Source organism: Streptomyces sp. NPDC048604 (genome assembly GCF_043199435.1).
Taxonomy (GTDB): Bacteria; Actinomycetota; Actinomycetes; order Streptomycetales; family Streptomycetaceae; genus Streptomyces.
Genome location: NZ_JBICVX010000002.1, coordinates 515,443 through 527,488 on the forward strand (window position 1 = coordinate 515,443; position 12,046 = coordinate 527,488).

Consider the following 12,046-nt stretch of genomic DNA (forward strand, 5'->3'; position numbering starts at 1 on the left):
CGCGTCGTACCGGCCCTCCGGGGCCGGTACACCGCAGCATGTGCGGTATGGGTAGTAGTCATACGTTCCGCGCGGTATCGCCCGATCCACGAACCCCCCTCGCGGGGCGGGCGCGCACCGTGGCCGCCGGCGCGACCGTCGCCGCCGTCCTCACCGGCTGTCTGACCGCCACGACCACCACGACGGCCGCCACGACCGGGGCCCGCGCCGCCGCCTCCCCGGTACGGGTCACCGCGCCCGCCGTCACCACGGTCGCCGAGGGCGGCACCGCGCAGGTCCGCCTCGTCCTGAAGACCGCCGGGCGGCTGAAGCGCCCGGTGACGGTGCGCTGGCGCACCGCCGCCCCGGTCCGGCACACGGTCGCCGCCGCCGCGGCGGTCTCCGGCCGGGACTACCGGGCGGGCTCCGGCAGCGTCACCTTCCCGGCGGGCAGCGCCCCCGGCGCCGTACGGACCGTGCCCGTCCGCACCCTCCGCGACGGCGCCGCCGAGACGGCCGAGACGGTACGCCTCGCGCTGGCCGTCACCGGCGCGGCCCGGCCCGCCGCCGAGCCCGAGGTCGTGGTGAACGCCCACGGGCTGCCGTACCTGAACCGGAGCCTGCCGGTGAAGCAGCGGGTCGCCGACCTGCTGGGCCGGATGACCCTCGCCGAGAAGGCCGGCCAGATGACCCAGGCCGGCCGGAACACCCTCGCCGCCCCGCAGGACATCGCCGACCGGGCCCTCGGCTCCGTCATCTACGAGGGCGAGCCCGACGACAGGCCCGCGCAGACCCCGGCCGGCTGGCGCGCGGTCACCGACGGCTACCAGAAGTACTCCCGCGCCACCCGGCTGCAGATCCCGCTGATGCTCGCCGCCGACGCCGTGCACGGCCACGCCTTCGTCAAGGGCGCCACCGTCATGCCGCACAACATCGGCCTCGGCGCGACCCGCGACGCCGCCCTCGTCGAACGGCTCGCCGCGATCACCGCGAAGGAGGCCCGGGCCACCGGCATCTCCTGGAACTTCGCGCCCTGCGTCTGCGTGGTGCGCGACGTGCGCTGGGGCCGCGTCTACGAGTCCTTCGGCGAGAGCCCCGACCTCGTCTCGGAGCTGTCGGTCGCCGTCCGCGGCCTCCAGGGCGCGGCGGACGGCCGGGACCTCGCCCGCAACGACAAGGTCCTCGCCACCGCCAAGCACTTCGTCGGCGACGGCGGTGCCGCGTACGGCTCCGGCCGTCCGCCGTACGTCATCGACCAGGGCGTCACCCGCATCGACCGCGGCGAGCTGGAGAACCTCCACCTCGCCCCGTTCCGCGAGGCGATCGCCCACGGCGCGGGCTCGGTCATGGTCTCCTTCTCCTCCCTGGAACTCACCGGCGAGCGCAGCGGGCCGGTGAAGATGCACGCGCACCAGGAGATGATCGGCGGCCTGCTCAAGCGGGACCTCGGCTTCCGCGGGATCGTCGTCAGCGACTGGGAGGCCGTCGACCAGATGGACGGCGACGCGGTCACCGACGTGCGGAACGCGGTCAACGCCGACATCGACATGAACACCGCGCCGCTGACGTACAAGGAGTTCGGCCGGATCGTCCGCGACGAGGTCGCCAAGGGCCGGATCGCGCAGTCGCGGATCGACGACGCGGTGAGCCGGATCCTGGAGCAGAAGTTCCGGCTCGGCCTCTTCGAGAAGCCGTACGCGGACACCGCGCACCTCTCCTCCGTCGGCTCCGCCGCGCACCGCGCCGCGGCCCGCGAGGCGGTCGCGAAGTCGCAGGTGCTGCTGAAGAACGACGGGAACGTGCTGCCGCTGCGCACCGGGCAGCAGGTGTACGTCGCCGGCTCCAACGCGGACAACCTGTCCCACCAGGTGGGCGGCTGGACCGTCGGCTGGCAGGGCACCAGGGGCCGGGCGATCCCGGGCACCACGATCCTGCAGGGCATGCGCAGGGCGGCCCCCAGCGCCCGGATCACGTACTCGGAGAAGGCCGCGGCGCCGACCGCCGGCCACGACGTGGGCGTGGTCGTCGTCGGCGAGACGCCGTACGCGGAGGGCCGCGGCGACGTCGGCGTGGGCGGGCACGACCTGGAGCTGTCGGCGGCGGACAAGAAGGCCGTGGACAAGGTCTGCGCGGCGATGAAGTGCGCCGTCCTGGTCGTCTCGGGCCGCCCGCAGTTCGTCGACGACCGGCTGGCGGGGATCGACGCGCTGGTCGCCTCCTGGCTGCCGGGCAGCGAGGGCGACGGCGTCGCGGACGTGCTGTACGGCCGCCGCGCCTTCACCGGCCGGCTCCCGCTGAGCTGGCCGAAGTCGACCAGCGCGCTGCCGCTGACCGCCGACCGCCATCCGTACGAGCCGCAGTTCCCGTACGACTGGGGCCTGACGACGCGGGCGACGGCGAGCTGAGCCCTCCGATCCCCGCCCGGAATGTCTGAACAGCTCCATTTGGGGTAACTCGGGGGTATGAGGACGAGCCGCATACCCGTACTGGCGGCCCTCGCCGGGCTGGCCCTGCTGCTGCTCGTGCTCCTGGCGCCCTCCGCGGGCGCCAGGGCCACGGGCATCCAGGACGCGGCCGCGGCCCTGAAACAGGGCCCGGTCTACGTCCACCCGGACGCGTCCGACCAGCTCACCGAGGCCCAGGCGGACGCGCTCGCGCAGAAGATCGAGAACGCCGACAAGCCGGTCTTCGTGGCCGTGCTGCCCGACACCTCCGAGTTCCCCGAGCAGAACCTGCTGCGCGATCTGCGCACCCAGACCGGCGTGACCGGGCTGTACGGGATTCGGCTCGGCGACGCGTTCGACGCGGGCGCGGACCGCTCCGTGATGTCACGGGACGCGGTGCAGAACCTGGTGAGTTCCGTCTCCGGCCCCGGTGTGGACGCGAACACCCAGCTGAACAACTTCGTCGACCAGGCCCTGCCGGTGGTCGGCGGCTCCGCGCCCGCCTCCTGGAGCGGGGGCTCCTCCGCCGGCACCGACGGCGTGCCGGTCGGCGGCCTGATCACCCTCGGAGCGGTCGTGGTGGCCGGCGGCGCGGGCGCGTACGCGGTCGTGCGGCGCAACCGGAAGCGCAAGGAGGAAGAGGAGCAGGAGGCCCTGGAGAAGCTCCGGGTCGTGGTCGACGAGGACATCACCGCCTTCGGCGAGGAGCTCGAACGGCTGGACTTCCACCCCTCCGAGAAGGGCGCGGACGACGCGATGCGCGCCGACTACGAGCGCTCCCTCGACGCCTACGACAAGGCGAAGTCCCTGATGGGCTCGGCGCGGCACCCGCACGACGTGCGGCCGGTGACCGAGCAGGTGGCGGACGGTCGCTTCGCGCTGGCCGTGCTCGCGGCCCGGCGGGAGCGCCGGCCGCTGCCGGAACGCCGGCCGCCCTGCTTCTTCGACCCGCGGCACGGCCCCTCCACCGAGGACCGCACCTGGTCCCCGGCAGGCGGCTCGTCCCGGGAGGTCCCGGTCTGCTCCGCCGACGCGGCCCGTCTCGACGCGGGCCAGGACCCCGAGGCCCGTACGGTCGAGACCGCCACCGGCCGCCGCCCGTACTGGGAGGCGGGCCCCGCCTACGGCCCCTGGGCCGGCGGCTACTTCGGCGGCGGCCTGCTGCCCGGCCTGCTGATGGGCACCCTGCTCGGCTCGATGCTCGCCACCCCCGCGTACGCCGGCGAGTACGGCGGCAACGAGTTCGAGGGCGGTGACTTCTCCGGCGCCGACTTCAGCTCCGGCGACTTCGGCGGCGGGGGAGGCTTCGACGGCGGCGGCTTCGGCGGCGGCTTCGGCGGCGGCGACTTCGGCGGGGGCGGCGGCTTCTAGCCGGCGGCTTCGAGCTGGACGAGCTAGACGAGCGGCGGCTTCACGGACATCAGCAGATGGCGGTGGGCCGTGCCCGTCGGGTCGGTGAGCAGCGCGCGCTGACCGGGCCCGAGGAGATGGAACCTGATCTCGGGCACGTCGAAGGAGCCCAGGGCGTCGAGGAGATACCCGGGGTTGAACGCCACGGTCACCGGCTCCCCGGACGAGAGGACGGCCGGCAGCCGCTGGAAGGCGACGTCGTCCTCGTACCCCGCGCGCAGCCGGACGGCGTCGCCCGTGAACTCCAGCTGGAGCGGGCTGCCGCCGTCGGCCACCACCGCGACCCGCTTCACGGCCTCCAGGAGCGCGCCGCGGTCCGTCACGGCCGTCACCGGCTCGCCGAGGTCGAACAGCTTGTCGTGCCGGGGGAGCCGCCCGTCGAGCAGCCGGGTGGACGTCCGCATCGAACCGCTCTCGAACCCCGCCGAACCCGCGTCCAGCGAGAGCCGGACGGCTCCGGCGCCGGCGAGGGACCGGGCGATCTCGGTGAGCCGCCGGGCGGGCGCGACGACGTCCGCCGTGGCCGGGGACTCGGCCTTCCACTCCAGGGTCCGCAGCGCGTAGCGGTACCGGTCGGTGGCGGCCAGGGTCATGGTGTCGCCGTCCAGCGCCAGCCGTATCCCCGTCAGCACCGGCAGCGACTCGTCCCGTCCGGCGGCCACCGCCACCTGCGCCACGGCGTCGGCGAACGCGTCCGCGTCCACGACACCGCGCTGCTCCGGCAGCGCGGGCTGCGCCGGGTAGTCGTCCAGGGGCAGCAGCGAGAGCCCGAACCGGACGTCGCCACCGGTCACGGAGAGCCGGCTGCCCTCCACGGCCAGCTCCACCGGGCCCTTGGGCAGCACGTTGCAGATGTCGAGCAGCCGCCGCCCGAGCACCAGCGCCCGCCCCGGCACGGCGACGTCGGCAGCGGCCCCGATCCGCGCGGCCGCCTCGTGGTCGAGCCCCGAGACGACCACTGCGTCCCCCTGGGCCTCCAGCAGCAGCCCCCCGAGCACGGGAACGGCCGGACGCACGGGCAGCACGCGCGCGGCCCAGGCGACGACATCGGTCAACACACTGCTGTCGATACGGAGTTCCATGCCCCCGATGCTGGCAGGCGCCACTGACAGCGGCCGCTGACCTGCGAAGAGATCGAATGTGGCAGGGAGGTGAATCCTTTTCGGGCCGGCCCGGCTCTTATCCCTGCAACCGGCCGACCGGGCCGGGGACTTCAGGAGGACAGCACCATGATGGTCGTCGGTATCGCCGTGCTCGGCACCCTGCTCGTGGGGGCGTGCGTCTGGCACCTCACCAAGCGCTACAAGAGCCGGGGCTAGCAGGATTCACTCATGAACCGACGCTTCGCGTGGCCGGACGAGCGGCTGATCAAGGCCGCCCAGGACGGCGACGTCACCTCGCTCACCACCGTGGTCCTCGAATCGCAGCCGCATGTGCGGAAGTTCGCCAGGTCGCTGTGCGCCTCACCGCAGGACGCGGAGGACGCGGCGCAGGAGGCGCTGATCGTGCTCTACCGGAAGATCGGCACCCTGCGGGCCACCGGGGCGCTCGCCTCGTGGATGTTCCGCATCGTCCGCAACGAATGCCTGCGGCAGATACGGCTGGTCGTCGCCCGCGGCGACGAGGCACGGGCGGAAGAGTCCGCCGAGGACGCGGTGCTGCACCGCCTGGAGGTGGAGCGGATCGCGGCCGCGGTCGGCGCCCTGCCCCGCGACCTTCGGCAGGTCCTGGTCATGCGGGACATCCAGGGCCTGCCGGGCAAGACCGTCGCCCGCGCGCTCGGACTGAGCACCGCCGCGATGAAGTCACGCCTGCACCGCGCCCGGGCGGCCCTGCGCCGCACCTTGGAGACCGACCCAGCACCCGAAGGAGAGTGCCCGCCGTGAGCACCACCACGACACCCGAACCGAACTACGCGAGCAAGTCCGTCTCCCGCCATCTGGCGCGCGGCGTCCTGGGCTTCGGTCTGATCGTCGGCTCGCTCGCCCTGATCCCCGTCGTCGGCCCGATCGCCCTGCTGGTCGCCCCGCTGAGCCTGATCGCCTTCCGCGGCTGCCCCACCTGCTGGATGGTCGGCCTTATCCAGACCGTCTCCCGCAACCGCCTGCAGCGCACCTGCGAGGGCGGCGTCTGCTCCCTCACCGCCAGGCCCCATTCCGACTAGGCGCAAGAGCTCCCGTCGGGCCTCCGGCCGAACGCCTCCGCCAGGACGGCCGGCAGGTCCGGCTCGGGCACCCTGGCGCGCAGTTCGGCGAGCACCGCGGGGAAGTGCTCGTCGTCGATCGTGCCGAGGTGCTCCTCGCGCAGCTCGCGGATCACCGCGACGAGCTCGGGGCGCAGCCGCATCCAGGCCCGGGACGTCTCGATCTCGCGGTCCACGTGGTCGATGAACCAGCGCATGACGTCGTACGGGATGTCGTAGTGGTCGTCGCCTGGTGTGAGGGAGATCGTGGGCTCGCGGTCCGGGTCCTCGTCGGGGACGATCGCGATGACCAGGGTGTGCCCCGTGTCGACGCGGTCGAGTTCCAGGTACCAGGCGTCGTCGGGGACGGAGTACAGGGTGGTGATCGCGTAGTCACCGGCGGGGTGCGGAATCGGCATGACCGCAGGCTGACACGGCGTCCGCGGCCGTGACCAGGGGTTTTCGCGGTACACCGAGCGCCCGCCCTTCCGCGGAGGGGGTGCGGAGAGGCGGGCGCGCTCGGGTGGTGCCGGGTGCCCGGGTCGAGCCGGGTGACCCCGTGGCCGGGTGGGTGGCCGAGGCGGCCGGGGTGGGTCAGGCGGCCTTCTTGACGGCGGAGATGTCGAAGTTCAGCTTGACCTTGTCGCTGACCATCACGCCGCCGGTCTCCAGGGCCGCGTTCCAGGTCAGGCCCCACTCGGAGCGGAGGATCTCGGCCGAGCCCTCGAAGCCGACGCGCTCGTTGCCGTAGACGTCCGTCGCGGTGCCGTTGAACTCCAGGTCGATGGCGAGCGGCTTGGTGACGTCCTTGATCGTGAGGTCGCCGGTGACGCGGTACTTGTCGCCGCCGAGCTGCTGCGCCTCGGTGGAGCGGAAGCTCATCAGGGGGAACTGCTCCGCGGCGAAGAAGTCGTCGCTGCGCAGGTGATTGTCGCGGTCGCCGATGCCGGTGTCGATCGAGGCGATCTTGACGTCGATCTCGGCGGTGGACTTGGCCGGGTCGGAGCCGTCCAGCTTCAGCGCGCCCTCGTGCTCGCCGAAGGTGCCGCGGACGTTGGTGACCATGGCGTGGCGGACGGTGAAGCCGATGCTGCTGTGGGCCGGGTCGATGGTGTACTCGCCGGTCAGGGCGGCCAGCGCGGGGTCGACGGGGAGGTCGGCGACGGCGACGGCGGTGTCGGTGCTCTTGCGGTTGAACAGACCCATGACGTGCTCCTTGGGGACGGTGCGCGGGGGCGCTTTTCCGGTTCGGTTGAACCTTCAACGACATCGACCATAGACCTATTCCGTTCAAGTTTCAACATCTTGGGTCGAGGGATCCCAGGGGTTCACCCCGGCGGCGCGCAAGCGACATCCGCCCGGCCCCCGCGCCCTCTGGCGGACGCGCGTAGAACTGCGGCACCATCTCCCTGCGCGTCCCGCACCACCTGCACAGCCGTCCCGTCCGTCACGGTCCACCGCAGGAGGCACCCCCGATGAAGCTCCGCTCCGTCCTGACCGCGTTCGCGCTCGTCCTCGGCGCCCTGTTCGCCCCCGGCGTCGGCGTCCTGACCGGCGCCGGCGACGCCCACGCCGCCACCAAGATCAGCCACGCCACCGCGACCTCGATGTTCCGCCAGGTCGGCATCACCTGGTCGTCGTCCGGCAACTGCTCCAACCGCAACAACCCGACCTGCACGTCCTTCGACCAGCTCAACCTCGCCACCGCCCAGGGCGCGCAGACCCTCAAGCGCGCCAGCGGCTGCGCCCTCAACATCACCGGCGGCACCGAGACCGGCCACGCCGGCGGCACGTACTCGCACTGGAACGGCTACAAACTCGACTACAGCAAGTACACGTGCGTCGGGAACTACATCAAGAACACGTTCACCTACATCGGCGTCCGCGGTGACGGCGCCCCGCAGTGGCGCTCCGGCTCCGGCAACGTCTACGCCGACGAGGGCAACCACTGGGACGTGACCTACTACAACTGCGGCGGGTGCTGACGGCCCCGCGGTAGTCCGACGCGCCCCCTCCGGTGGTCACTTGGACTTACCGGAGGGGGTTCTTGGACTGGCGGGGCCGCCGGGGCGCGATCTCGTTGACGGTGCCCCGCCGGGCGGGCCAACTGGTCCCCATGTCCCTCCCCAACTCGCGAAGACTCCGTACGGCCTGCGCGCTCGCCACCGCCGCTGCCGCCGTGTTCGCCCTCGCCGGACCCGCGCTGGCCGGGCCCGCGCCCGGCGGACCCGCCGCCCCCGGGGCCACGCCCGCCGGGGCCGCCGCCGAGGCCGTCATCGCCTCCGACCGGCTCACCGTCTCCGTCGCCGAGGACTTCCCCCGGGTCCTCTCGTACACCGACCGCGGCACCGGCGCCCGCCTCCTCGGGAGCACGAACCCCGTCGCCCAGGTCGTCCTCAACGGCACGGCGTACGCCGTACGGGCCCAGGGCGCCCCCGTCGTCACCGCGTCCTCCGCCGCGTACACCCTCGTCTTCCCGGACCTGCCCGGCGTCGAGCTCGACGCGCGGCTGAGCGTCTCCGGCCGGGCGGTGACCTTCCGGGTGACCGCCGTCCGCGACACCAACGCCTTCCGCGTCGGCACGATCGACATCCCCGGCCACGACCTGGTCTCCGTCGGCTCCGCCGACCCCGGCGCGGCGACCGCCTTCACCCGCCTCGACCCCGACTCCACCCGCACCGCCGACGTGTTCGCGAAGATCACCGACGCCACCGCGGCCGAGCCCGCCCCCGTCGGCGCCAGCTACGCGCTCGTCAACACCGCCGGCCTCGCCGCCGCCGTCGAGTCCAACTCGACCTACGACAAGCCCTCCGGCGCGAGCGCCCGCGACGGCGCCCGCTTCTGGCACCAGGCCCGCAAGACCGGGGCCGAGACCCGCGTCGGCGTCTGGTCAGGCCAGTGGACCTACCGGGGCGCCGGCGCGGAGCGGCCCGAGACCGGCGACGACCTGCCCTGGGCCAAGGTCGTCGTCACCCCCGACGCCAACGCCGACGGGAAGACGGACTGGCAGGACGGCGCGCTCGCCTTCCCCGCCATCGGGATCAAGGCCCCCGGCGGCGACCAGACCCCGGACCGGGTGATCGCCCACATCCCGTTCAACTTCGCCTCCAACGCCACCCACCCCTTCCTGCGCACCCTCGACGACGTCAAGCGGATCTCCCTCGCCACCGACGGGCTCGGCCAGTTCGCCCTGCTCAAGGGGTACGGCTCCGAGGGCCACGACTCGGCCCACCCCGACTACGGCGGCAACTACAACAAGCGGGCCGGCGGCCTCGCCGACCTCAACACCCTCCTGAAGGAGGGCAAGAAGTGGGGCGCCGGCTTCGGCGTCCACGTCAACGCCACCGAGTCGTACCCCGAGGCGAAGAACTTCAGCGAGACCCTGGTCGACAAGTCCAAGCCCGGCTGGAACTGGCTCAACCAGAGCTACTACATCGACCAGCGCCGCGACATCAACAGCGGTGACCTGGCCCGCCGCTTCCAGCAGCTGCGCGACGAGACCGACCCCAACCTCTCCACCCTCTACGTCGACGTCTACTCCACGCACGGCTGGATCGCCGACAAGACCCTGCAGGCCGTCCAGGCCCAGGGCTGGAACGTCGCCACGGAATGGTCCGAGAAGTTCGAGCGGGCCTCTCTCTGGTCGCACTGGGCCAACGACCTGAACTACGGCGGCGCGACCAACAAGGGCCTCAACTCGCAGATCATCCGCTTCATCCGCAACGGCGAGAAGGACGTCTGGAACAACCACCCGGTCCTCGGCCAGACCGCCCTGGAGGACTTCGAGGGCTGGACCGGCGAGACCGACTGGAACCGCTTCTACGACAACATCTGGCAGAAGAACCTGCCGGCCAAGTACCTCCAGCAGCAGCGCATCACCCGCTGGGAGGGCAACGAACTCTCCTTCACCGGCGGCGTCCGCGGCACGGTCGAGAACGGCCGCCGCACCTTCCACGAGAACGGCCGGAAGGTCCTCGACGGCGAGACCTACCTGCTCCCGTGGGACGGCGGCACGAAGCTGTACCACTACAACAAGGCCGGCGGGAAGACGAGTTGGGACGTCCCCGGCACCGGCACGTACACGGTGTACAAGCTCACCGACAACGGCAGGGTCAAGACCGGGACGGTCAGGCCCAGCCGCGGCAAGGTGACGCTGACCGCCGCCGCCGGACAGCCGTACGTCCTCTACCCCGCCGCCGCCCCCGAGGCCCGCGACCCGCGCTGGGGCCAGGGCACCCCGGTCCGGGACCCCGGCTTCAACGACGCGGCCCTCGCCTCCTGGTCGAAGTCGGGCGCCGTCGCCCGTGACACCGACGACCAGGGCCGCAACAGCGCGAAGCTGACCGGCTCCGCCGCCGCCTCGGTCCGTCAGCAGCTCACCGGCCTGACCCCCGGCGCCCGCTACACCGCCTCCGCGCTGATCGAGGTCGAGCCCGGCAAGACGCGTGCGACGACACTCTCGATCGGCGGGAAGTCCGTCACCGTCCAGCGCTCCGCCCTGGAGGACCGCGTCGCCGCCTCCGACTGGAACGGCACCCGCATGCAGCGCGCCAAGGTCACCTTCACCGCGCCGGCCAACGGGACCACCGCGCTCAGGATCGAGACGTCCGCAGGCAGCGCCGCAGCTGTCCGGATCGACGACGTCCGCGTCGTCGCCAACGACCCGGCGACGAAGGCCGGAGCGGCCGTGTACGAGGACTTCGAGGCCGTCGACCAGGGCTGGGGCCCCTTCCTCAAGGGCGACTCCGGCGGCACCACCGACCCGCGCACCCACATCGCCCAGCTGCACGCCCCGTACACCCGGGCCGGCTGGAACGGGAAGCTGATCGACGACGTCCTCGGCGGCGCGGAGTCCCTGAAGTCGCACGACGAGAACAGCGGCCTGGTCTACCGGACCGCGCCCTGGACCGTCCCGATGCAGGACGGACACCGCTACCGCGTCGCGTACGACTACCAGTCCAGCCACGCGGGCGCGTACGAGTGGATCACCGGCTACGACCGCGCCAACGGAAACGGCAGCGTGGAGACCCGGCGGACGCCCATCGGGCAGCAGCACAGCACCGGCCACTTCTCCGACACGGTGACCGCCGGCTGCGGCGACACCTGGACCGGTCTGCGCAAGCGCGCCGACGCCCCCGACGGCGCGGACTTCGTCCTCGACGCCTTCACCGTGACCGACCTCGGTCCGGCCCCCGAGAAGGCCGCCTGCGGCACCCTCGGCATCACCGCCCCGGAGACCCTGGAGCCGGGCCGGGCCAATGAGATCAGCGCCGTCTTCGCCAACGACGAGGCCGGCGCGGTCGCCGGGGCCACCGCCGCCCTCGCCCTGCCCGAGGGCTGGACCGCCGAGCCCGCCGCCCCGGTCGCGCTCGGCTCCGTCCCGGCCGGCGGGAAGGCCACCGCCACCTGGAAGGTCACCCCGCCGGTCGACGCGCCGTACCGCGCGTACCCGCTCGGCGCGACGGTCACGTACACCGTCGGGGGAGAGGAGCGGAAGCTCACCGCCGCCTCCTCGGTCCGCACCCTGCCCCCGCCGCCCACCGCGGACGCCTGGGCGAGCGACCTGGATTGGACCTCCGCCACCAACGGCTGGGGACCCGTCGAACGGGACGTCTCCAACGGCGAGACCGGCACCGGGGACGGCGGCCCGCTGCGGATCGGGGGAGTGACGTACGCCAAGGGCCTGGGCACCCACGCCCCGGCCAAGGTCCGCTACTACCTGGGCGGGAAGTGCACCTCCGTCACCGCCGAGGTGGGCGTGGACGACGTCCAGACCAGCCGCGGCACCGTGCAGTTCAGCGTGCTCGCCGACGGGACGCAGAAGGTCGCGTCCCCGGTGCTCAGGGCGACCGACGCCGCCTGGGCGCTGACCGCCGACGTCACCGGAGCGTCGTACGTCGACCTGGTCGTCGGCGACGGCGGCGACGGGAACGGCAACGACCACGCCGACTGGGGCAATGCCCGCTTCCGGTGCGGGGGTTGATGCAGTAAGCGCTTGCCGTGCTTATTGATTGCGTCGGAGGACGGGCGC

At 72.8% G+C, this 12,046-nt stretch carries 9 protein-coding genes; 6 read left to right on the plus strand and 3 right to left on the minus strand.

What is annotated here, in order from left to right:
* The first annotated feature begins 47 nt into the window (after positions 1-47).
* Both ACGFMM_RS06165 and ACGFMM_RS06170 read left to right on the plus strand, forming a co-directional pair.
* Positions 48-2,384 (plus strand): glycoside hydrolase family 3 N-terminal domain-containing protein, encoded by a 2,337-nt coding sequence (locus tag ACGFMM_RS06165; protein WP_393643595.1) that lies wholly within the window; start codon positions 48-50, stop codon positions 2,382-2,384.
* Between the two features lie 57 nt (positions 2,385-2,441).
* Complete coding sequence (locus ACGFMM_RS06170) at positions 2,442-3,794, plus strand: hypothetical protein (protein WP_393643597.1); 1,353 nt, start codon at positions 2,442-2,444, stop codon at positions 3,792-3,794.
* Positions 3,795-3,817: 23 nt separating this feature from the next.
* Here ACGFMM_RS06170 and dnaN read toward each other — a convergent pair whose 3' ends face one another.
* The gene (gene dnaN / locus ACGFMM_RS06175; RefSeq protein ID WP_393643599.1) at positions 3,818-4,915 is read right to left on the minus strand and encodes a DNA polymerase III subunit beta; all 1,098 of its coding nucleotides are present in this window, start codon (positions 4,913-4,915) and stop codon (positions 3,818-3,820) included.
* A 249-nt stretch (positions 4,916-5,164) separates the two neighbouring features.
* Between dnaN and ACGFMM_RS06180 the strand changes: the two genes are divergently transcribed.
* Both ACGFMM_RS06180 and ACGFMM_RS06185 read left to right on the plus strand, forming a co-directional pair.
* Positions 5,165-5,719, plus strand: coding sequence for an RNA polymerase sigma factor (locus tag ACGFMM_RS06180; protein ID WP_393643601.1), 555 nt, complete (start codon positions 5,165-5,167; stop codon positions 5,717-5,719).
* Positions 5,716-5,997, plus strand: a complete 282-nt coding sequence (locus ACGFMM_RS06185; RefSeq protein ID WP_393643602.1) for a hypothetical protein — start codon at positions 5,716-5,718, stop codon at positions 5,995-5,997. The genes ACGFMM_RS06180 and ACGFMM_RS06185 overlap by 4 nt, the downstream gene beginning before the upstream one ends.
* On the opposite strand, the gene ACGFMM_RS06190 is transcribed toward ACGFMM_RS06185, so the two are convergent.
* Positions 5,994-6,434 (minus strand): hypothetical protein, encoded by a 441-nt coding sequence (locus ACGFMM_RS06190; protein WP_393643604.1) that lies wholly within the window; start codon positions 6,432-6,434, stop codon positions 5,994-5,996. The genes ACGFMM_RS06185 and ACGFMM_RS06190 overlap by 4 nt on opposite strands.
* Positions 6,435-6,609: 175 nt before the next feature.
* Positions 6,610-7,221: a YceI family protein gene (locus tag ACGFMM_RS06195; RefSeq protein WP_393643606.1), complete on the minus strand. Its 612-nt coding sequence runs from the start codon at positions 7,219-7,221 to the stop codon at positions 6,610-6,612.
* A gap of 269 nt (positions 7,222-7,490) precedes the next feature.
* On the opposite strand from ACGFMM_RS06195, the gene ACGFMM_RS06200 reads away from it, so the two are divergent.
* Both ACGFMM_RS06200 and ACGFMM_RS06205 read left to right on the plus strand, forming a co-directional pair.
* Entirely contained in the window at positions 7,491-8,000 is a 510-nt protein-coding gene (locus tag ACGFMM_RS06200; protein WP_393643608.1) for a hypothetical protein, read from the plus strand.
* Between the two features lie 131 nt (positions 8,001-8,131).
* Complete coding sequence (locus tag ACGFMM_RS06205; protein ID WP_393643609.1) at positions 8,132-11,998, plus strand: endo-alpha-N-acetylgalactosaminidase family protein; 3,867 nt, start codon at positions 8,132-8,134, stop codon at positions 11,996-11,998.
* The last annotated feature ends 48 nt before the right edge of the window (positions 11,999-12,046 follow it).

What these genes read in the sequence shown, in the direction of transcription:
- ACGFMM_RS06195 (WP_393643606.1), bottom strand. Translation starts at nt 7,221, where the DNA reads ATGGGTCTGTTCAACCGCAAGAGCACCGACACCGCCGTCGCCGTCGCC.
- ACGFMM_RS06165 (WP_393643595.1), top strand. Translation starts at nt 48, where the DNA reads ATGGGTAGTAGTCATACGTTCCGCGCGGTATCGCCCGATCCACGAACC.
- ACGFMM_RS06190 (WP_393643604.1), bottom strand. Translation starts at nt 6,434, where the DNA reads ATGCCGATTCCGCACCCCGCCGGTGACTACGCGATCACCACCCTGTAC.
- ACGFMM_RS06200 (WP_393643608.1), top strand. Translation starts at nt 7,491, where the DNA reads ATGAAGCTCCGCTCCGTCCTGACCGCGTTCGCGCTCGTCCTCGGCGCC.
- ACGFMM_RS06170 (WP_393643597.1), top strand. Translation starts at nt 2,442, where the DNA reads ATGAGGACGAGCCGCATACCCGTACTGGCGGCCCTCGCCGGGCTGGCC.
- ACGFMM_RS06180 (WP_393643601.1), top strand. Translation starts at nt 5,165, where the DNA reads ATGAACCGACGCTTCGCGTGGCCGGACGAGCGGCTGATCAAGGCCGCC.
- ACGFMM_RS06205 (WP_393643609.1), top strand. Translation starts at nt 8,132, where the DNA reads ATGTCCCTCCCCAACTCGCGAAGACTCCGTACGGCCTGCGCGCTCGCC.
- dnaN (WP_393643599.1), bottom strand. Translation starts at nt 4,915, where the DNA reads ATGGAACTCCGTATCGACAGCAGTGTGTTGACCGATGTCGTCGCCTGG.